Below are 20,145 nucleotides of genomic sequence, written 5' to 3'. Positions count from 1 at the left end.
GGCCCGACGCACTGGTTCGGCTTCCGGACGCTCCGCCGGAAAGACCGGACGCCCCTCGACCAGGGGCAGTGCGTCGCGGCCGGTGACCCCCCGCAAGCCCGCCACGGCCACCGGGTCATCGCGCAAGAAGGTCTACAAGCCGGCCCTGCGGATCCCGCTGAAGAAGCAGACCGGTCGCCTTCAGGCAATGGTGCTGGTGATGGCCCTGATCATGACCGTGTTCATGGGTCGGGCGTTCCTGCTGCAGGCCTTCGACGCCCGCGCCTACGCCGAGCAGGCCGCCGCCCAGATGAAGGCCTCGCGGGAACTGGTCGCCCAGCGCGGCACCATCACCGACCGCAACGGGGTGGTGCTGGCAGCCTCCGAGCCGGCGGTGCGGATCATCGCCGACCCGCTGATGATCTCGCGCAACGGCGTCGACACCTCGGTCGACATGGGCCCCAAGCAGACGGCGAAGGCCGAGCAGGCACCCACCGCGATCGCCGAGATCCTCGTCCACTACCTCGGCGGGTCCCTCGAGGACTACCTGCCCACCCTGACCGACGTGAGCCGCCAGCACTACGCCGTGGTGGCCACCCAGGTGCCGGCCTGGACCTATGAGCAGATCCGCGCCGACCTGGCCGCGGGCAAGCGGTACAGCGGCGACCCAGCGATCGACAACCCGGACGAGAAGCCCTCGGCCTGGTACGGCATCTACAAGGAGGACGACCCGATCCGGTACTACCCCTCGGGTGATGTCGCCTCCAACATCGTGGGCTTCATGGGTACTGACGACGAGACCCGCCGGCCCGTCGGCGCCGGGGGACTGGAGTACGCCCTCAACAAGCAGTTGACCGGCACCTACGGCAAGGAGGTCTACGACACCTCCGCCAACGGTCGCATCCCGCTGGGCAGCAGCACCCTCATCCCGGCGGTCAACGGCACCGACTACCAGCTGACGATCGACTCCGAGATGCAGCTGATCGCCAACCAGGCGCTGGCCCAGGGCATCCGCAACGCGGCCGCGAAGAACGGCATCGCGATCGTAATGAACGTCAAGACCGGTGAGTTGCTGGCGCTGTCGACCTCGCCCGGCTTCGACTCGAACGAGCCTGCCAAGGCCGACGCCCAGAACCTGGGCAACACCGCCGCCAGCGCCCCCTATGAACCGGGTTCGGTGCAGAAGGTGCTGACCATGGCCGCCCTGGTCGACGCCGGCCTGATGACCCCCGACACCAAGGTCGAGATCCCGGCAACGATCCGCTCGGGTGACGGCTCCATCAAGGACGCCTTCCCGCACGGCACGATCCACCTGACCGGCAGCGGCGTGGTGGCCAACTCGTCCAACATCGGCACCGTTCTGCTGTCACGCCAGATGGACAAGCAGACCCTGGTCAACTACTACTCCTCCTTCGGCCTGGGCAAGAAGACCAACGTCGGCCTGCCCGGTGAGTCCTCGGGCTGGCTGCCGAAGTCCGACATGGCCGACTACACCTTCGACCAGATCGTGTTCGGCCAGGGCCTCAGCCTGACCGCCCTGCAGATGGCCGCGGCCGTCGCTGCCATCGCCAACGACGGCATCTACAACGCACCCACCCTGCTGCGCGCCACCTCACCGGGCGGGTCGGGGCAGTTCACCCCCGTCGCCACCCAGGAACCCCGCCGGGTGATCTCACCGGAGGCCTCGAAGATGGTCCTGCAGATGATGGAATCGGTGGTCACCAAGGACCCGAGCCGCCAGCTGGAGAACTACCGCGTCGCGGGCAAGACCGGCACCGCGCAGCGCGTCGACCCCACCTGCGGCTGCTACCGCGGCTACACCGCCAGCTACGTGGGGGTTGCCCCCGCAGAAGACCCGCAACTGCTGGTCTATGTGATGATTGACCAGCCCACCAAGGGCAGCGACGGTTCCGCGCTCGCACTTCCCGTGGCCAACCAGATCCTCAACCTGGCGCTGCCGCGCTACGGGGTGAAGCCGTCGACCGAACCCGCCCCGAAGGCCGTCCTCGAGTACGAACCGTGACCGACAACCCGCCCAGCTGGCACCTGCGTGACCTGCTCGCCGACGCCGGCCTGGAGCCGAGCGAGGCGAGCGACCAGGACCCAGCCATCACAGGACTCGCCTTCGACTCGCGCCGCGTCCGCGCCGGGGACCTCTACCTGGCCATGCCCGGGGCCAACGCCCACGGGGCGCAGTTCGCCGCCGCCGCCGTCGACCGGGGGGCCGTGGCCATCCTGACTGACCCGCGCGGGGTCGAACTGGCCGGCGAAGTGCTCGTGCCCGTGGTCAGCAGCCAGCACCCGCGCCAGGCGATGGCCGCCGTGGCGCAGTCCTTCCACCACCACCCCTGGCGGCGGGCGCCCATGTTCGCGGTCACCGGCACCAACGGCAAGACCACCACGACCCTGCTGCTGGAGGCCGGCCTCACCGCGCTGGGCAAGGTGGTCGGTTCCATCGGCACCCTCGGCTTCCGGCTCGGCGGGCAGCCGGTCGAGTGGACCAGTTCCACGGTCACCACCCCCGAGGCACCCGACCTGCAGCACCTGTTCACGACCATGCTCGACGCCGGCGCCGACACGATCGCCATGGAAGTCTCCTCGCACGCGCTGGCGCTGTCCCGGGTCGCCGGGACGAGGTTCGCGGTCGCCGGGTTCACCATGCTGGGCCGCGACCACCTCGACTTCCACCGCGACCTCGACGACTACTTCGCCACCAAGGCCACCCTGTTCACCGGTGACCCGCTCGTCGGCGCCGATGCCCGCCACGCGGTCGTGTGCACCGACCAGGACTGGGGCCGCCGGCTGGCCGGCATGATCACCGACCGCCCCCTGACCACCGTCGGGCGCGACGGCAACCCCGACGTGCGGATCGTCTCCTCGTCCGCCGCCGGCCCCGGCCGCCAACAGGTGGAACTCGACCTGCGCGGCAGGCGCATCGACTTCGAACTGTCCATGCCGGGCAGCTACAACGTGACCAATGCCGCGCTGGCGCTGGCCATGATCGACGCCGCCGGCTTCGATGCCGCCCGGGCCGCCACCGGGCTGGCCCACGCCGCAGTCCCCGGACGAATGCAGCACGTGCCGCTGGGCCCCGGCGCCCCCGGTGTCATCGTCGACTTCGCCCACACCCCCCAGGCGGTCGCCGAGGCCCTGGCCGCCGTCGAGGGCCCAGGGTGCCGGGTCGTCGTGCTGGGGGCCGGGGGTGACCGGGACGCCGAGAAGCGCCCCGAGATGGGACGCGCTGCCGCGGCGGCCGCCGACATCGTGGTCGTCACCGACGACAACCCTCGCTCCGAGGACCCGGCGGCGATCCGCGCCGCCGTGGTCTCCGGTACCCAGGGCCAGAACGCGCAGGTGCTGGACGTCCCCGGACGCCGGCAGGCCATCACCCGGGCCCTCGAACTGGCCGGGCCCGACGACCTGGTGCTGCTGCTCGGCAAAGGACATGAACGCGGCCAGCAGTTGGCCGACCGGGTCATCGACTTCGACGACGTCGAGGTCGCCCGGGAGTGCTGGACCGCCCTGACAGGAGGCAGATGATGAGGACATGCAGCGCCGAATGGCTCAGTCGGGTCGTGGAGGGCCTCCTGCTCGCCGACGCTGACCCCGAGACCCCGGTCGGCCCCGACGTCGTCATCGACGCCCGGCAGGCCACCCCCGGGTCGGTATTCGTCGCCCTGCCCGGGGAACGGGTCGACGGCCACGACTACACAAGCCAGGCCGCCGACAACGGGGCCGCCGCCGTGCTGGTCACCCGGGCGACCAACAGCGGCACCACCGAGATCCGGGTCGACGACGGGGTCGCGGCGCTCAGCGCCCTGGGCCGCGCCGTGGTCGCCGACGCCCACACCGGTGGGCTGCAGGTGCTGGCGATCACCGGATCGTCCGGCAAGACCAGCACCAAGGACATCCTGGCCCAGCTGCTCGAGGCGGAGGCCGAGACCGTCGCCCCCGTCGGCTCGTTCAACAACGAGATCGGGGTGCCGCTCACCGCCACCCGGGTGGGACCGGGCACCCGCTACCTGGTCAGTGAGATGGGCGCCCGCGGCCCCGGTCACATCGCCTGGCTGTGCAGCCTGGTCGAGCCCGACCTGTCCCTGGTGCTCAACGTCGGCAGCGCCCACCTCGGCGAGTTCGGCTCCGTCGAGGCCATCGCCCGCGCCAAGGGCGAGATCGTCGACACCCTGCCGGCCACCGGCTGGGCGGTGCTCAACCGCGACGACGCGCACGTCGCCGCGATGGCCCAGCGCACCTCGGCGCATCTCGCGTGGTTCACCCTGGACCGCGAGCTGCCCCGCGACGGTGCGCTGCTCGTCCGCGCCCTGGACGCCACCGCCGACGACCTGGGCCGCTACCGCTTCACCCTGGTCGTCGAGACCGACGCCGGCACCGAGCAGCACCCGGTCGCGCTGGCGCTGATCGGGCGCCACCAGGTCGCCAATGCCGCGGCGGCCGCTGCGGCGGCCATCGCCGTCGGCGTGGCCCCGGCCAAGGTTGCCGCCACCCTGAACTCCTTGGAGCACCGCTCCCGCTGGCGGATGGAACTGCGGGTGCGCCCCGACGGTGCGGCCGTCATCAACGACGCCTACAACGCCAACCCGGACTCGATGCGCGCCGCCCTGGCGGCCCTGTCCGAGATCGGCGCTGCGCGCCGCCGCAGCCACCCGGGGGCCCGGGTCCTTGCAGTCGTGGGAGACATGCTCGAACTCGGGGACGAAGCCGTCACGCGGCACCAGCAGGTGGGCGCCCGGGCCGCCGAGGCAGGCGTGGACGAACTGCTCGCCATTGGTGAGCAGGCTGAGCACGTCGTGGCCGCCGCCACGGCCGCGGGGATCATTGCCCGCAGTTGCACCGTTGAGGAGGCATCCTCGCTAGATTTGGCCCCTGAGGACGTCGTGCTGGTGAAGGCATCGCGTGGTCTGGCACTTGAGCGAGTCGCCGCTGCGCTGTTGGAAGCCGGCGCAGACCAAGCAGAGGACAACCCGTTGAACGACCGCCGCAGCCCGGCCACCCGTGACACCGCCGAGGAGGACCGCTGATGCTGAACATCCTGCTGGCCGGCGGGCTGGCGCTCGTCGGCACCCTGCTCGGCACCCGGGTGCTGATCGGCCTGCTGGTCAGGCGCGGCTACGGGCAGTTCATCCGCGACGACGGCCCCACCAGCCACGGCACCAAGCGCGGCACCCCGACCATGGGCGGCATCGTGGTGGTGATCGCCACCGTGCTGGCCTACCTGCTGGCGCACCTGATCACCTGGTCCCCGCCGAGCCTGTCGGCCCTGCTGGTGCTCTACCTGTTCGTCGGCATGGGTGCCATCGGGTTCATCGACGACTGGACGAAGATCCGCCAGGAACGCTCGCTCGGGTTGACCCCGATCGGCAAGATCGCCGGGCAGCTGTTCGTGGCGGTCAGCTTCGCCGTGCTGGCCCTCAACTTCCCCAACGAACGCGGGCTGCGGCCGGCCTCGAACGCCATCTCGTTCCTGCGTGACATCACCTGGTTGCACCTGCCGTTGCTGCTGGCAGTGGTCTTCATCGCCGTGCTGATCATCGGCTTCTCCAACGCCACCAACCTCACCGACGGCCTCGACGGGCTGCTGGCGGGCTCGGCCACCATGGTCTTCGCCGCCTACGGTGTGGTCAACATCTGGCAGTTCAACCAGTACTGCGGCTTCACCTCCACCGCCGGGCCCCGCTGCTACGAGGTACGCGACCCCTACGACCTGGCCGTCGTGGCGATGGCGCTGGCCGGGGCCTGCTTCGGGTTCCTGTGGTGGAACGCGAAGCCCGCCAAGATCTTCATCGGTGACACCGGCTCCCTGGCCATCGGTGGTGCGCTGGCCGGGCTGGCCGTCACCAGCCGCACCGAACTGCTCCTGGTGATCCTCGGCGGACTGTTCGTGATCGAGACCCTGTCGGTGATGATGCAGGTCAGCTATTTCAAGCTCACCGGCGGCAAACGCATCTTCAAGATGGCGCCGCTGCACCACCACTTCGAACTGCTGGGCTGGGCCGAGGTGACCGTCACCATCCGCTTCTGGATCATTTGCGGGCTGTTCGTCGCCGGCGGCCTGGGCCTGTTCTACGCCGAATGGGTGACCGGGCAGTGAGCGCGGCAGACTGGCTGGACGAGGCCGACTCCGCCTCACCCTGGCACGAGGCCAGCGTCGTCGTCGCGGGGCTCGGACGATCCGGATTCGCGGCCGCCGATGCGCTGCTGGAACGCCATGCCAAGGTGCTGCTGGTCGACGATTCCGACTCCGAGGAGAACCAGGACAAGGCCAAGCTGCTGGGCATCCTGGGCGCCGAGGCGCGGATCGGTCCCGGGTCGAGCGCCACCCTGCCCGAGGACACCGACCTGGTGGTCACCTCCCCGGGCTGGCGGCCGGTGTGGCCGCTGCTGGCCCAGGCTGCCGAGCGCGGCATCCCGATCTGGGGTGAGACGGAACTGGCGTGGCGGTTCATGCACCCCGACAAGGTGGTGCCCTGGCTGGCGGTCACCGGCACCAACGGCAAGACCACCACCACCCAGATGCTGGAATCGATGCTTGCCGCGGCCGGGCTGAAGGTCGCCTGCGTCGGCAACATCGGTCGTCCGGTGCTGGAGGCGATCAACGACGAGGTCGACTACGACGTCTTCGCCGTGGAACTGTCCAGCTTCCAGCTGCACTGGTCGCCGTCGCTGCGCCTGCACTCGGCGGCCGTGCTGAACCTGCACGACGACCACCTCGAGTGGTACGCCCACGCCGACGAGCCGGCCGCGGCCTACGCCGCCGACAAGGCCCGGATCTACCACCAGGTCACCCACTCCTGTGTCTACAACGTGGCCGACCCGGCCACCGAGGCGATGGTGGAGAAGGCCGACGTCGTCGAGGGTGCCCGCGCCATCGGGTTCACCCTCGGGGTGCCCGGGCCCTCGATGCTCGGGGTGGTCGACGACCTGCTCGTCGACCGGGCCTTCATCGCCCAGCGCCAGTCCTCGGCGATCCCCCTGGCCGGGGTCGCCGACGTCGTCCCGAACGCCCCCCACAACATCGAGAACGCCCTGGCCGCCGCCGCGCTGGCCCGCAGCTTCGGGGTGCCGGCCACCGCGATCGCCGAGGGGCTGCGCAACCTGCACCTCGGCGGCCACCGTATCGAGACCGTCGCCACCCACCAGGGCATCACCTGGGTGGACGACTCGAAGGCGACCAACCCCCACGCTGCGAACTCCTCACTGCGCGCCTTCGAGCAGGTCGTCTGGGTGGCCGGCGGACAGGCCAAGGGCGTCACCTTCGACGAGCTGGTCACCACTCACGCCCAGCGGCTGCGGGGCGCCGTGCTGCTCGGCATCGACCGCGACCTGATCGCCACCGCACTTGCTCGACACGCGCCCGACGTCCCCGTGATCGTGATCGATTCCAGCGACACTGGAGCCATGGCGCAGGCCGTCGCGGCGGCCGGCTCGTTGGCGCAGGCCGGTGACACCGTGCTGCTGGCGCCCGGGTGTGCCAGCAAGGACATGTGGTCCGGTTACGACGCCCGGGGTGACGACTTCGCCGCCGCCGTGCACGAGTTGATCGGCGCCCAGGATTGATCGGCGCCCAGGACAGTTGAGGACGAGGGGAGCAGCGTGACCGACATCACCCGCCGACCCCTCGACGCCATGCCGGGCACCCGCCGCCGTTCCGGCAGCGCCACCGTCGCGCGCCCCGCGGCCACCCGAGCCCCCGGCTGGCTGTCGAAAGTGCTGCACCACCCCAGCGCCGACATGTGGATGGTGGCCTCGGCGGTCACCCTGCTGATTGGCATCGGCCTGTTGATGGGCCTGAGTTCGTCCTCGGTCTACGCCCAGGCCAATGGTGTCAGCCCCTACTACTACGCCATCCGGCAGGCGATGTTCCTGGTCGTGGGCGTGCCCGCGGCGCTCGCCCTGGCCATGTTCAAGGAGAAGGCCCTCAAACCGCTGGGCTGGATCGCCATCCTGGTGGCGATCGTGCTGCTGGCGCTGGTGTTGACCCCGCTGGGCATCGAGGAGAAGGGCAACCGGGCCTGGCTGGAGTTGGGCCCGTTCCGGCTGCAGCCCTCCGAGTTCGCGAAGGTTGCCCTGATCCTGTGGTCGGCGACGGTGCTGTCGATGAAGGAAAAGCTGCTCGACCAGCCCAAGCACCTGCTGGTCCCGCTGCTGCCCGGGGCCCTGCTGGTCTGCGGGCTGGTGCTGCTCGGCGGCGACCTCGGCACCGGCATGGTGCTGGTCGGCACCGTCTTCCTGGTGCTGTACCTGGTCGGCACCCCCTGGGTGGTGCTCGGCAGCCTGGCCACCGCCGGGGTGGCCGTGGTCGGCATGCTGGTGGTCTCCAGCCCCAACCGCATGCACCGCATCATGCTCTTCCTGAACCCGCCCGAGGCCGGTGACCTGTCGGTCTCCCAGCAGCCGCTCTCGGCGATCTACGCGTTGGCTTCCGGCGGCTGGTTCGGGCAGGGACTGGGTGCCTCGAAACAGAAGTGGGGTGGGCTCTACGACGGCGCCCAGAACGACTACGTCTTCGCGGTGCTGGGCGAAGAGATGGGCCTGCTCGGCACGCTCGGTGTGATCGCCCTGTTCACCCTGCTCGGTTTCGCCGGCTTCCGGATCGCGACCCGCTCGTCCACGCTCTTCTACCGCATGCTGGCCGGCGGCCTGACCGGCTGGATGCTGCTGCAGGCGATGATCAACATCGCGGTCGCGATGAAGCTGCTGCCCGTGGTCGGGGTGCCGCTGCCGTTCATCTCGGTCGGTGGTTCCGCGCTGCTGGCCAACCTGCTCGCGGCCGGGCTGTTGATCGCCTGCGCCCGCCAGGAGCCGGCCGCCGTCAAGGCGCGCGCCGCCGGCTCGCAGGCACCCAGGGTCACCACCGTGGTCCAGCGCGGCCGCGCCTCGGCCCGCTGATCCGGCTCGCCGGGTAGGTTTGATGCGGGCTTGCTGATGGGGGAGGGGACACAATGACTGATGCGCTGCGAGTGGTGCTGGCTGGCGGAGGCACGGCCGGGCACACTTCACCCCTGATCGCGACCGCCCAGGCCCTGCAGTCACTGGTCGACGCGCAGGTGAGTTGCATCGGCACGGCCCGCGGGCTGGAGACCACCGTCATCCCCCAGGCCGGGCTCGAACTCGACCTGGTCGACCCGGTGCCGATGCCCCGCAAGCCCGGCCTGGCCATGGCGAAGGTGCCGGTGCGGCTGTCCCGGGCCGTGCGGCAGGCCCGCCAGATCCTGCAGCAGCGCCGCGCCGAGGTGCTGGTCGGGTTCGGCGGCTACGTCTCGATGCCCGCCTACCTGGCCGCCCGCAGCCTGAAGGTGCCGGTCGTGATCCACGAGCAGAACGCGCTGCCCGGCCTGGCCAACAAGGTCGCCGCTCGCTTCGCCGCGGTGGTGGCCACCTCCTTCCCCGACACGGTGCTGCCCGGGGCGAAGTTCATCGGGCTGCCGGTCCGCTCCCAGATCCGGACGCTGGCCCAGGAGGGCATCCCCGCCACCGCCGAGGCCCGCCAGGGGCTGGGGCTGGACCCTGATCGCACCACGCTGCTGGTCAGCGGCGGTTCGCAGGGCGCCCGCAGCATCAACCACGCCACCACCGATGCCCGCGACCGGCTGCTCGCCGCCGGGATCCAGGTGCTGCACGTGTGGGGCCCCAAGAACATCTCCGACGACCACGTCGAAGTCGTCGACCAGACCACCGGCGCCCGCTATGTGCCGGTCGGTTACGTCGACGGCATGGAAAACGCCTACGCCGCCGCCGACCTGATGCTCGGGCGCTCCGGCGCCGGGACCGTGGTCGAGACCGCGGTCGTCGGGCTGCCCGGCGTCTTCGTCCCGCTGCCCCACGGCAACGGGGAACAGGCCCGCAACGCCTCGGCGCTGGTCGTGGCCGGGGGAGCGGTGGTGGTGCCCGACGGTGACCTGGGCGCCCAGCGCCTGCTCGACGAGGTGCTGCCGCTGCTCACCGAACCCGAGCGTCTCCAGAAGATGGCCCGGGCCGGGCGCGACCTGATGACCGCCACCGCCGCCGACGACCTCGCCCGACTCGTGGTCGAGGCCGCCTCAACGCCGGGCAGGGCCCAGCACCGGCGCCGCGGCGCCATTCGCCACCGGGGGGAACACTGATGCCAGGTTTGCGCACACCCGTCGAGGTGCCCCCGGCCGACCAGCTGGGGACCGTGCACTTCATCGCCATCGGCGGAGCCGGCATGAGCGGCATCGCCCGCCTGTTCCACGAGCTGGGGGTGCCGGTCACCGGCTCCGACCAGGTCGACTCGTCCAACCTGCGCCAGCTCGAGTCGCTGGGCATCACCACCTTCATCGGCCATTCGGAAGAACAGCTCGGTGATGCCGAGACCGTCGTGGTCTCCTCGGCGATCCGCGACACCAACCCCGAACTGGTCGCCGCCCGCCGCAAGGGACTGCGGGTGCTGCACCGCTCGGCAGCGCTGGCCGCGCTGATGCACGACCGGGTCGGCATCTCCATCGCGGGCACCCACGGCAAGACCACCACCACGGGCATGACCGCCGTCATGCTGACCGCCGCCGGCGCCGACCCCAGCTACGTGATCGGCTCACCGCTGGCAGCCAGCGGCACCAGCGCCCACCTCGGGCAGGGCACCGCCTTCGTCGTCGAGGCCGACGAGTCCGACGGCAGCTTCCTGCAGTACCCGACCACCATTGCGGTGGTCACCAATGTGGAGGCCGACCACCTCGACAACTGGACCACCCCCGAGGCCTACCTGCAGGGCTTCGAACAGTTCGCCTCCCAGCATGGGGTCCGGGCGCTGGTGGCCGGCATCGACGACCCGGGTGCGGCCGAACTGGCGCAGCGCATGCGCGAGACCGGGCTGCGGGTGGTGACCTACGGCACCGACGAGCAGGCCGACGTCCGGCTCACCAACCTCGACTTCGAAGGCACCCTGGCCAGCTGCTCCCTGGGATTCGAAGGGCAGACCGTCCAGCTGCAACTGCAGGTGCCCGGCAAGTACAACCTCGAGAACGCCGCCGCAGCCTACGCGGTCGGCCGCATCCTCGGCCTCGACCATGAGGCGCTGCTGCGGGGCGCCGCCGGTTTCACCGGCACCCTGCGCCGGTTCCAGCTGGTCGGCAGCCCCCGAGGCATCCAGGTCTACGACGACTACGCCCACCACCCGACCGAGCTGACCGCAGCCCTCACGGCCGCCCGGCGTGCGGTCGACCCCGGGGGACGACTGATCGCCTGCTTCCAACCGCACCTGTTCAGCCGGACGACCGAGTTCAGCGAGGAGTTCGGGCAGGCCCTGGCCCTGGCAGACCACGCCTTCGTCACCGACATCTACGCCGCCCGCGAGGACCCCGTTCCCGGGGTGACCGGGGAACTGGTCGCCGACGCCGCCCGGCGCCACGGCGCCGAGGTCAGCTACGTCCCCGACAAGCTGGACCTGCCGGCCGCAATCGGTGCCCTGGCCCGCCCCGGCGACCTGGTGATGACCCTGGGCGCCGGTGACGTCACCCTGGTCGGCCCGCTGCTGGTCGCCGAACTCGGCGGGTCCGGGCAGGGACCCCGCACCCCCGAGTCACCCGGAACCCCCGGGGCCGGGGGAGGGCAGCGGTGAGCAAGCCGCGCTCATCGACCAAGGCGGCGTCCCGCACCCCCGTCGCCGCCCTGCCGGCGAGCATCGCCGACGCCAGCATCGCGCTGCGCCGCAAGAAGAGCCGGGACCGCCGCCGACGCTGGCGTCGCGCCGCCGTCGTGGCCCTGGTCGGGCTGGTGGTCGCCGCGCTGGTGTGGCTGGTCGGCTTCTCCAGCGTCCTGGCCGTCAAGCAGGTCGAGGTCGACGGCCTGCGGCTGCTGGCTGCCGCCGAGGTCGAATCGCGGGCGCAGGTGCCGATGGGTCGACCGATGGCACGGGTCAACACCGACCACATCGTCGACCGGGTCGCCACCCTGCCGGCCGTGGAGTCCGTCCGGGTTGAGCGACGCTGGCCGAGCACCATCGTGATCAGCATCACCGAACGAACCCCGGTCATCGCGCTGCACATCGAGGGCAGTTACAAGTGGGCCGATGCCACCGGCAACGTGTTCCACCAGACCGAGGCCCTACCGGACGGGCTGGTGGTGGTGGAGGCCCCCGAGGACCAGCGCATCCTGGCCGACCTGGCCACCGTGGCCGGCTCGTTGACCGACGAGTTGCGCGCCCGGGTGCAGAAGATCACCGCCGAGAGCCCCGACACCATCACCCTGGTGCTCGACGGCGACCAGACCGTGATCTGGGGTTCGGCCGCTGAATCGGCCACCAAGGCGCAGGTCGCCACCGCCATGCTCGACGTGGAGGCCACCGTCTTCGACGTCAGCGCCCCCGCCAACCCGACCAGCCGCTGAACCCCTGCAGCCGCCATGCAACCCTGACCAGTGGCTGAACCCTCGAGGCAGGGTTGAGACCCTCAAGGTTCGGCGTGGCGCTAATGGACATCGGAAAAGGCCACTCCATAGGCTTGTGCGGAATCCAACGGCCAAGGGCCGGGACCGGGCACCACGGGAAGGTGTGCTGGCCCGCGTCGGCCGACCGTGGGCAATGAGTGAGGCGGGGACAAGTGGCCAGTGCATCCCAGAACTACCTGGCGGTGATCAAGGTTGTCGGTGTCGGTGGTGGTGGCGTCAATGCCGTCAACCGCATGATCGAGGCTGGCTTGAAGGGTGTCGAGTTCATCGCGATCAACACCGACGCGCAGGCGCTGTTGATGAGCGACGCCGACGTCAAGCTCGATGTCGGTCGTGAACTCACCCGTGGGCTCGGCGCCGGCGCCGACCCGGAAAAGGGCCGCCAGGCCGCCGACGACCACTCCGAAGAGATCGAGGCCGCGCTGAAGGGCGCCGACATGGTCTTCGTCACCGCCGGTGAGGGCGGCGGCACCGGCACCGGCGGCGCCCCGGTCGTGGCGAAGATCGCCCGCTCGCTGGGAGCACTGACCATCGGTGTGGTCACCCGCCCCTTCAGCTTCGAGGGCAAGCGACGCTCGGTGCAGGCCGAGGAGGGCATCGCCGCCCTGCGCGAAGAGGTCGACACCCTGATCGTCATCCCCAACGACAAGCTGCTCGCGATGACCGACCACCAGGTCGCCATCCTCGACGCGTTCAAGCAGGCCGACACCGTGCTGCTGCAGGGCGTCTCGGGCATCACCGACCTGATCACCACCCCCGGCCTGATCAACCTCGACTTCGCCGACGTGAAGTCGATCATGAAGGACGCCGGCTCGGCCCTCATGGGCATCGGCTCGGCCCGCGGTGAGGACCGTGCCCGCGCCGCCGCCGAAATGGCGATCAGCTCCCCGCTGCTGGAGGCCAGCATCGACGGCGCCCACGGCGTGCTGCTCTCGATCGCCGGTGGCTCCGACCTGGGCCTGTTCGAGGTCTCCGCCGCCGCGCAGCTGATCGAGGAAGCGGCCCACGACGAGGCCAACATCATCTTCGGCACCGTCATCGACGACGCCCTGGGCGACGAGGTGCGGGTCACCGTGATCGCCGCCGGCTTCGACGGTGGCGCCCCGCCGCCGCGCCAGCAGCAGGGCCTGCAGACCCGTACCCTGGGCAACCAGCGGCCCCAGGCCCAGCCCACCGTCACCCAGCAGGCGCAGGCGCCGCAGGGTGTCTCGGCGGCCGAGGTGGCCCAGCAGGCCGACCAGCCGACCACCCGCCAGCCGATCGGTGAGGCGCCCCGCGAGCAGGTCAGCCGTCCGCGCAACCAGTTCGGGCAGCCTGTGGCCGACGACGACGAGTTGGACATTCCTGACTTCATGAAGTGAGTCACCACCGGGTCGTGGGCACCTCGGGCTAGGCTCACAGCCGTGTTCCGAATCCTGATCGACCCGCCGACGAACCAGGGTGTGGGCGTGGCCTTCACCAACCGTCACGGTGGGGTGACCGCCGGCCCGATGGGCTCCCTCAACCTGGGTCGCCCGACCCCGGACACGGTGGCCGATGTCGAGACCAACTTCGAGCGGGTGCGCCGCGCGCTGGGGGTGCAGGCCGTGATCACCCTCGACCAGGTGCACGGCAGCACGGTGCTGGACGCCGACCAGGCGCTGCTCGACCGGTGGGGCCGACGTTCCCACCTGGGTGCTCCAGCCGGCCAGACCCCGCTCGTCGAGGCCGACGCGGTGGTCACCACCCTGCCCGAGGTGGCCCTGTGCATCCGGGTCGCCGACTGTGTGCCGGTGATGCTGGCAGACACCACCGCCGGGGTGCTTGGCGCCGCCCACGCCGGTCGGGTGGGCTTCCTGGACGGGGTGCTGGTCAACACCGTCACCCGCATGCGTGAACTCGGGGCCCGTGACATCGTGGCCTGGATCGGCCCGCATGTCTGCGGCGACTGCTACGAAGTGCCCGCCGAGATGGCCGACGCCGTCCGGGCCGACCACCCCGAGATGGTCACCACCACCTCCTGGGGCACCCCCGCACTCGACCTGGGGGCCGGCTGCGAACTGCAACTGGTCGAACTCGGTGTCGAAGCTGTCCGGCTCGACCCCTGCACCCGCACCTCCGACGACCTGCATTCCCACCGCCGGGACGGAGCCGACAGCGGTCGGCTGGCCGGCCTGGTGTGGCTGTCGCGCTGATTTGGCGTGTCGCGCCGCGCCTGAGCCGGGTTGCCCGGACAACCCGTTAGCGTTGGTGCGACGATCCACTGGAAGGGGAGGGCATGGCCGGAATCAGGAAAGCCGCCGCCTGGCTTGGATTGGTGCCCGACGACCGTTACGGACACGATCCAGTCGACGAGGAGTACACCGAACAGGTCTTCGAGGACGAGGAAGTCTCCGCCGTCACCCCGATCCACCGCTCGAGCGAACCCGTCGAGCAGCCCGCCCCTGCGCCGGTTCGTCGGCGCACCCATGAACCTGCCCAGGAAGAGTCCCCGTCGGTGCCCGAGAACCACCCCAGCGCTCGTCCGGTTGCCAAGGCAACCGCTGACCTGAGCCGCATCATCACCGTGCACCCGCGCACCTACAACGAGGCACGCACCATCGGCGAGCACTACCGTGACGGTGTCCCGGTCATCATGAACCTGTCCGAGATGGACGATGCCGACGCCAAGCGCCTGGTCGACTTCGCGGCTGGTCTCATCTTTGGTCTGCGTGGCACCATTGAGCGAGTGACCAACAAGGTCTTCTTGTTGTCACCGCCGAATGTGAACGTCACCGCAGAGGACAAGCAGCGCATCGCCTCGGGTGGGTTCTTCAACCAGAGCTGAACCACGTTGGTTCACTCGTTGGACCGACGGCCCGGGGAACCGGGCGATGGGAGGAACAGTGGCCACGGTGGGCCTGCTGCTGAACCTTGCCCTTGAGCTGTACATGTTCTTGTTCTTCGTGCGCATGATCATGTCGTTCGTGCCGCTGCTGAGCCCCGGGTTCACCCCACGAGGGGCCTCCTTGGTCGCGTTCGAGACCGTCTACACAATCACCGACCCGCTGATCAATTTCTACGACCGGTTCGTGCCCCACCTGAGGTTCGGGCAGGTGGCCATCTCCCTGGGGTTCATCTGCGCCTGGCTCACCCTGGTGGCGGGGCAGCGACTGGTCGTCTGGCTGTTCTTCTGAGCAGGTGCCCCCGGTGTGCGGGGCGTTCCCGGGTCCGGGACGGGGTGCTCACCTCAAGGCGAACTGGAGGGTCTGCCGGGTGAACCTGCCACCGTATCTGGCTCGACATCTACGCCTGCGGTAGCCTGAATCCGTTCCGGGTACGGCTTTGGCCGCGCCGGTAGCACTTTGTTGTCCGCAACCGGGCCCGACAGGGACCGGCCACTGAACTTGGAGAAGACATGACACTGAGCCTCAGCGAGGTGCGCGCGATTCGGTTCCCCATTGCGCGCCGCGGCACCGATGGGTACCGGGCCGGCGAAGTGGACGACTTCGTGGACAAGGTCGACATCACCTTCACCTCCATCCTGGAGGAGAACGATCGACTGAAGGCCCAGCTCGAGGCGCTCAAGAATGATTCCGCCAACACCGGTGGCAACCCCGAGGTCGAGAACGAACTGCGCGCCGAGGTCGAGCGCCTGCGCGCCGAACTGGAGGAGGCCCGCCAGCAGCCCGGCGCCGCCCCGGTCGCCGATGACTCCGAGCTGCGCGGTGAGGTCGAGCGACTGCGCCAGCGTGAGCACCAGCTGAACCAGGAACTGCAGCAGGCCCGCCAGCAGCCGCCGGCCGCCGCCGCGATCTCCTCCTCGGGCAATGTGGAGCGGATCGAGGTCAGCACCTCCGAGCAGGCCAGCCCCGTGGTCATCCGCCTCGTCCAGCTCGCCACCGAGCAGGCCGAGAACCTGGTCGCCGAGGCCGAGGCCGAGGCCGCTCGCAAGCGCGCCGAGGCCGACCGGGACGCCGAGCAGACCACCGCTGCCGCCCGCGCCGAGGCCGAGCGCCTCGAGAACGCTGCGCGTGCCGAGGCCGAGCGCCTCGAGCAGGAGGCCCGCGCCGCCGCAGAGGACGTCAACAACAAGGCCCAGGCCCACGCCGAGCAGGTCACCATCGACGCCAACAACCGCCGCGAGGAGCTGTTCAGCACCCTGGAGCGGGAGCGCGACGAGTTCCAGGGCAAGGTCGACAGCCTGCGTGGCTTCGAGAGCGGCTACCGCAGCCGCCTGGTCGAGCACCTGCGCCAGCAGGCGGAGGCGGTCGAACAGGGCCACCTGGAGCCCGAGGACATCCCGTCGCTGGTCGGCGACGAGCGTGGCAAGTCGGCCACCCCGCGTCTGGACGCGCTGCTCGCCGAGAAGAACTGACCGCAGCGCCGGCCACCGGCGCCAGCCGGCAACAGCAAGCCAGCACACCAGTGGCTGGTCGCCCACCCCGAGAGGTGGGCGACCAGCCACTTGTTCATTTCGACCCGGTCTTGGTGTCCAGGTTCGTTGCACCACCGGGTGCCCGGCGGGGTCAGCCGGCCCGGTCGTAGACCTCCGGGTTGACCACGTGGGTCGGGCGTTCACCGTTCAGGAAGGCGGCGATGTCGGCTGCCCCCAGTCGCGCTGCGATCCAGGCCGCCGACTTGCTGGCGCCGGCCAGGTGCGGGGTCACGGTGATGTTGGGCGTGCGCAGCAACCGGTGGTGGGCCGGTAGCGGTTCGGCGGGCAGCACGTCGCAGGCAGCGGCGTACAGGTGGCCCGAGTCGAGCGCATCGCACAGGGCGTCGTAATCGAGCAGCGACGGACGCGCACAGTTGACCAGCACTGACCCCTTCGGCATGAGCGCGATCTGCTCCGCCCCGATCAGGCCCTGGTTCTCGGCGGTGGCGCGGGCGTGGATGGTGAGCACGTCACTGCGCCTGAGCAGGTCGTCGAGTTCCTCGACCCGCTCGATGCCCTCGGGCAGCTCCTCGTTGAGGAACGGGTCGTAGACCAGCACGTGCGCGCCGATCACCGACATGACCTGGGCGACCCGCCGTCCGATGGCGCCGTAGCCGACCAGGCCCACCGTCGAGCCGAACAGCTCGGGGCTGACCACCTCGTAGCGGTAGTAGTCCGAACGCCACTCGCCGGCCTTCAGCTCGGCATCACGCTGGGCCAGTTGCCGGGCCGCGCCGAGGATCATCGCCAGCGAGTGCTCCGTGGTGGCGTTGGCGTTGCGGCCGGGCGTGTTGCAGACCACGATGCCGCGTTCGGTGGCAGCAGCCAGGTCGGCGTTCACCGGGCCACCACGACAGATCACCACCATCTTCAGGTCCGGGCAGGCGTCCATCACGGCGGCGGTCACCGGGGCCGTGTGGGTGAACAGCACCTGGGCACCCTGCAGGTTGGCGATCAGCTCGGCCGGGTCACCGTTGGCCTCCCGCACCCCGTCGACGTCGACCATGGGGGTCAACGGCCAGGAGTTGGACGAGGTGGCGATGGTCGCCTCGACGCCCTGCTCCTCGAGGGCCGTGCGCAGGATCTCGGGCAGGACGAAGCCGTCGCCCTGGGCCAGGATTCGTGTCGATGTGCTCATGAGTGGTGCAACTTCCTCAGTTCCTCTTCGGGGAAGACCGTGTCCTGGTCACCCAGCAGCAACGCGTGGTAGGTGAGCTTGGCGGCCTCTTCCATGTTCAGGGCCTTGCGGTAGGCCGATTCCACCGAGTCACCGACGACGGCGATGCCGTGGTTGCCGAGCACCACCACGTCATGGCTGCCGTCCCGCAGCTGGTCGGCGGCGGTCAGCGCCAGCTCGTCGGAGCCGTTGGTGTAGTACTTCGTGTATCCGTAGCTGCCCACGTAGAAGGCATGGTCCTGGGTGATGAAGCGGATCTTGTGGCCCAGGGCGGTCATCAGCAGCACGAACTGCGGGTGGATGTGGACGATGGCGTTGGCGTCCGGGCGGGCCTTGTACAGCTCGGTGTGCAGCTTCCATTCGCTGGAGGGCACCGCGCCGCCAACCTGGTTGCCGTCCAGGTCGAGGATCGCGAACTGCTCGGGTTGCAGGGTGTCGAGCCAGGTGCCCTTGCCGGTCACCGCGATGGTGCCGTCCTCGAGGCGGGCCGACAGGTTCCCGCCGGAACCGAGCACCAGTCCCTGGCGCACGGCGCCGCCGGCGATGTGGATCAGTTGGCTGATCAGGACGTCCGTGCTGGTCACTTGTCGTCCTCCTTCTGGGCGTCGGACAGGCCGCGCAGTTCGCGCATCGTCGGCCAGGCCGGGCGCAGCGCGTCGCGGCTGGAGCGGTAGACCTGGTAGGCCTTGGCGTAGATCTCGGCGTGCTCCGGGTTCGGCTCGAAGGTCGAGCTGGAGGTGACCATCATGGCGGCGGCTGCCTTGACGTCGTCGGCGGCACCGCTGGCGACCAGCGCCAGGGTGGCGGCACCGCGGGCACCGGCCTCGGGGGCGTCCTGGCGGATGACGCGCTGCCCGGTGGTGTCGGCGAGGATCTCGCAGATCAGGTCGGAACGGAAGCCGCCACCGGAGACGACCAGGTCGCCCGCGATGCGCAGCACCTGGGCGCACTCGACCAGCGAGAAGGAGACGCCCTCGTAGACCGAGCGCAGGACCTGCGCGGGGGTGGTGCTCACGCTCATGCCCAGCCAGGATGCCGAGGCGTTCGGGTCGAGGAACGGGGCCCGCTCACCGCCGGGGGAGGCGTAGGGCAGGTAGACCACACCACCGGCGCCGGCATGGGCGCTGCGGGCCTGGGCCTCGGCGACGGCCCAGTCGGCGAAGCCGAGGGTGTCGCGGATCCAGTCCAGGTTCGGGGTGCCGGTCATCGGGGCCAGGAACTCCAGCACCTGCTTGCCGCGGCCGGTGGCCAGCACCATCGACAGGTCGGAACGGCGCTCCTCGACCGAGGGAAGCAGGGCGCCGATGAAGCCGGTGGTGCCCAGGATCAGCCAGGCGTCGCCGTCGTTGATGGCGCCCAGCCCGGGGCCGGTGATGGCCACGTCGATCATGCCCACCGAGACGGGGATGCCCGCCGGCAGGCCGGTGCGTGCGGCGGCCTCCTCGGTGACCTCGCCGCCGGAGGCGTCCGAGGACAGGATCTCGGGCAGCGCCGGCAGCACGGCGGCCAGGCCGAGGTCCTCGGCGAGCTGGGCGTCATGGCCCTCACCGGTGCTCACGTTGAAGAAGGAGCGGGAGGCCTCGGTGTAGTCGGTGGACAGCTTGCCGGTCAGCTTGAACCGGACCCAGTCCTTGCAGTGGAACAGGGTGCCGATCGAGTCGAGGAAGCCGGGGTCCTGCTCGGCGAACTCCTCCAGCAGCACCGGCACCAGGGCCGGGAAGATGGTGGTGCCGGTGGTGTCCAGCACCTTCTGGCCACGGCCGTCGGCCTGCCAGGCCTCGACGCGCTTGCCGGCGCGCCCGTCCATCCAGATGGCGGCATTGCGCAGCGGCTCGTTGTTCTTGTCCAGCAGCCAGGCGCCGTCGCCCTGGCCGGTCAGGCCGACGGCGATGATCTCGCTGTCGCCCAGGGCGCCGGTCAGTTCGGCCAGCCCGTCGGCCACCGCCTCCCAGATGTCGTGCAGGCTCTGTTCGGCTTCGCCGTTCCGGCCGTAGTTGACCGGCACCGAACGGTGCGCGGCCGAGATGATCTCACCGTCGAGCGAGAAGGCGACGGCCTTGACTGCGGTGGTGCCGGCATCGACGCCGACGACAACCTTTCCCATGACAACTCCTTTGTAATCCCGTTTCAATCACCGTACATCAGTTCGCTTGTGATGTACAAATGTTCACGC

Annotated in this window: 17 protein-coding genes; 14 read left to right on the top strand and 3 right to left on the bottom strand. The window is 70.2% G+C overall.

Translation table 11 applies throughout. The features are described from left to right. The first annotated feature begins 157 nt into the window (after positions 1-157). The 14 genes from ACQE3C_RS08135 (at position 158) to ACQE3C_RS08070 (ending at position 16,735) form a co-directional block, all read left to right on the top strand. Positions 158-2,002: a peptidoglycan D,D-transpeptidase FtsI family protein gene (locus ACQE3C_RS08135; protein ID WP_434538712.1), complete on the top strand. Its 1,845-nt coding sequence runs from the start codon at positions 158-160 to the stop codon at positions 2,000-2,002. Continuing rightward, positions 1,999-3,519: a UDP-N-acetylmuramoyl-L-alanyl-D-glutamate--2,6-diaminopimelate ligase gene (locus ACQE3C_RS08130; protein WP_434538674.1), complete on the top strand. Its 1,521-nt coding sequence runs from the start codon at positions 1,999-2,001 to the stop codon at positions 3,517-3,519. The genes ACQE3C_RS08135 and ACQE3C_RS08130 overlap by 4 nt, the downstream gene beginning before the upstream one ends. Continuing rightward, entirely contained in the window at positions 3,519-5,018 is a 1,500-nt protein-coding gene (locus ACQE3C_RS08125; protein WP_434538673.1) for a UDP-N-acetylmuramoyl-tripeptide--D-alanyl-D-alanine ligase, read from the top strand. Before ACQE3C_RS08130 ends, ACQE3C_RS08125 begins: the two co-directional genes overlap by 1 nt. Next, entirely contained in the window at positions 5,018-6,088 is a 1,071-nt protein-coding gene (mraY, locus tag ACQE3C_RS08120; protein ID WP_434538672.1) for a phospho-N-acetylmuramoyl-pentapeptide-transferase, read from the top strand. Before ACQE3C_RS08125 ends, mraY begins: the two co-directional genes overlap by 1 nt. Beyond that, a complete protein-coding gene (murD, locus tag ACQE3C_RS08115; protein ID WP_434538671.1) occupies positions 6,070-7,554 on the top strand; it encodes a UDP-N-acetylmuramoyl-L-alanine--D-glutamate ligase in 1,485 nt (494 codons plus the stop codon). Before mraY ends, murD begins: the two co-directional genes overlap by 19 nt. A gap of 150 nt (positions 7,555-7,704) precedes the next feature. Further along, complete coding sequence (gene ftsW, locus ACQE3C_RS08110) at positions 7,705-8,886, top strand: putative lipid II flippase FtsW (RefSeq protein WP_434538711.1); 1,182 nt, start codon at positions 7,705-7,707, stop codon at positions 8,884-8,886. A 53-nt stretch (positions 8,887-8,939) separates the two neighbouring features. Continuing rightward, positions 8,940-10,100 (top strand): undecaprenyldiphospho-muramoylpentapeptide beta-N-acetylglucosaminyltransferase, encoded by a 1,161-nt coding sequence (gene murG / locus ACQE3C_RS08105; protein ID WP_434538670.1) that lies wholly within the window; start codon positions 8,940-8,942, stop codon positions 10,098-10,100. Next, a complete protein-coding gene (murC, locus tag ACQE3C_RS08100) occupies positions 10,100-11,572 on the top strand; it encodes a UDP-N-acetylmuramate--L-alanine ligase (RefSeq protein ID WP_434538669.1) in 1,473 nt (490 codons plus the stop codon). The genes murG and murC overlap by 1 nt, the downstream gene beginning before the upstream one ends. Further along, positions 11,569-12,339, top strand: a complete 771-nt coding sequence (locus ACQE3C_RS08095; protein ID WP_434538668.1) for a cell division protein FtsQ/DivIB — start codon at positions 11,569-11,571, stop codon at positions 12,337-12,339. The genes murC and ACQE3C_RS08095 overlap by 4 nt, the downstream gene beginning before the upstream one ends. A 212-nt stretch (positions 12,340-12,551) precedes the next feature. After that, a complete protein-coding gene (gene ftsZ / locus ACQE3C_RS08090) occupies positions 12,552-13,760 on the top strand; it encodes a cell division protein FtsZ (protein ID WP_434538667.1) in 1,209 nt (402 codons plus the stop codon). Positions 13,761-13,802: 42 nt separating this feature from the next. After that, positions 13,803-14,573: a peptidoglycan editing factor PgeF gene (pgeF, locus tag ACQE3C_RS08085; RefSeq protein ID WP_434538666.1), complete on the top strand. Its 771-nt coding sequence runs from the start codon at positions 13,803-13,805 to the stop codon at positions 14,571-14,573. Between the two features lie 83 nt (positions 14,574-14,656). Continuing rightward, positions 14,657-15,205 carry a cell division protein SepF gene (locus tag ACQE3C_RS08080; RefSeq protein ID WP_434538665.1) on the top strand — a complete coding sequence of 183 codons (549 nt, stop codon included), beginning with the start codon at positions 14,657-14,659 and terminating at the stop codon, positions 15,203-15,205. A gap of 46 nt (positions 15,206-15,251) precedes the next feature. Next, positions 15,252-15,554, top strand: a complete 303-nt coding sequence (locus ACQE3C_RS08075) for a YggT family protein (RefSeq protein ID WP_434538664.1) — start codon at positions 15,252-15,254, stop codon at positions 15,552-15,554. A gap of 221 nt (positions 15,555-15,775) precedes the next feature. Next, positions 15,776-16,735, top strand: coding sequence for a DivIVA domain-containing protein (locus ACQE3C_RS08070; RefSeq protein ID WP_434538663.1), 960 nt, complete (start codon positions 15,776-15,778; stop codon positions 16,733-16,735). Positions 16,736-16,886: 151 nt separating this feature from the next. Here ACQE3C_RS08070 and ACQE3C_RS08065 read toward each other — a convergent pair whose 3' ends face one another. Genes ACQE3C_RS08065 through ACQE3C_RS08055 form a run of 3 tightly spaced genes read right to left on the bottom strand, consistent with a single transcriptional unit; the run spans position 16,887 to position 20,076 of the window. Beyond that, a complete protein-coding gene (locus ACQE3C_RS08065; protein ID WP_434538662.1) occupies positions 16,887-17,933 on the bottom strand; it encodes a 2-hydroxyacid dehydrogenase in 1,047 nt (348 codons plus the stop codon). Next, positions 17,930-18,556 (bottom strand): class II aldolase/adducin family protein, encoded by a 627-nt coding sequence (locus ACQE3C_RS08060; protein WP_434538661.1) that lies wholly within the window; start codon positions 18,554-18,556, stop codon positions 17,930-17,932. Before ACQE3C_RS08060 ends, ACQE3C_RS08065 begins: the two co-directional genes overlap by 4 nt. Continuing rightward, complete coding sequence (locus ACQE3C_RS08055; protein WP_434538660.1) at positions 18,553-20,076, bottom strand: FGGY family carbohydrate kinase; 1,524 nt, start codon at positions 20,074-20,076, stop codon at positions 18,553-18,555. Before ACQE3C_RS08055 ends, ACQE3C_RS08060 begins: the two co-directional genes overlap by 4 nt. Between the last annotated feature and the right edge of the window lie 69 nt (positions 20,077-20,145).

It is taken from the genome of Aestuariimicrobium sp. Y1814 (genome assembly GCF_050113895.1).
In the GTDB taxonomy this organism is placed as follows: domain Bacteria; phylum Actinomycetota; class Actinomycetes; order Propionibacteriales; family Propionibacteriaceae; genus Aestuariimicrobium.
Note: the sequence above shows the minus strand (reverse complement) of the source record. Positions and strands in the feature narration are given on the sequence as shown.

Excerpts from the sequence above, each read along its gene's own strand:
- ACQE3C_RS08125 (WP_434538673.1), top strand. The coding sequence starts at position 3,519 with ATGAGGACATGCAGCGCCGAATGGCTCAGTCGGGTCGTGGAGGGCCTC.
- mraY (WP_434538672.1), top strand. The coding sequence starts at position 5,018 with ATGCTGAACATCCTGCTGGCCGGCGGGCTGGCGCTCGTCGGCACCCTG.
- murD (WP_434538671.1), top strand. The coding sequence starts at position 6,070 with ATGGGTGACCGGGCAGTGAGCGCGGCAGACTGGCTGGACGAGGCCGAC.
- murG (WP_434538670.1), top strand. The coding sequence starts at position 8,940 with ATGACTGATGCGCTGCGAGTGGTGCTGGCTGGCGGAGGCACGGCCGGG.
- murC (WP_434538669.1), top strand. The coding sequence starts at position 10,100 with ATGCCAGGTTTGCGCACACCCGTCGAGGTGCCCCCGGCCGACCAGCTG.
- ACQE3C_RS08080 (WP_434538665.1), top strand. The coding sequence starts at position 14,657 with ATGGCCGGAATCAGGAAAGCCGCCGCCTGGCTTGGATTGGTGCCCGAC.
- ACQE3C_RS08075 (WP_434538664.1), top strand. The coding sequence starts at position 15,252 with ATGGGAGGAACAGTGGCCACGGTGGGCCTGCTGCTGAACCTTGCCCTT.
- ACQE3C_RS08070 (WP_434538663.1), top strand. The coding sequence starts at position 15,776 with ATGACACTGAGCCTCAGCGAGGTGCGCGCGATTCGGTTCCCCATTGCG.
- ACQE3C_RS08065 (WP_434538662.1), bottom strand. The coding sequence starts at position 17,933 with ATGAGCACATCGACACGAATCCTGGCCCAGGGCGACGGCTTCGTCCTG.
- ACQE3C_RS08055 (WP_434538660.1), bottom strand. The coding sequence starts at position 20,076 with ATGGGAAAGGTTGTCGTCGGCGTCGATGCCGGCACCACCGCAGTCAAG.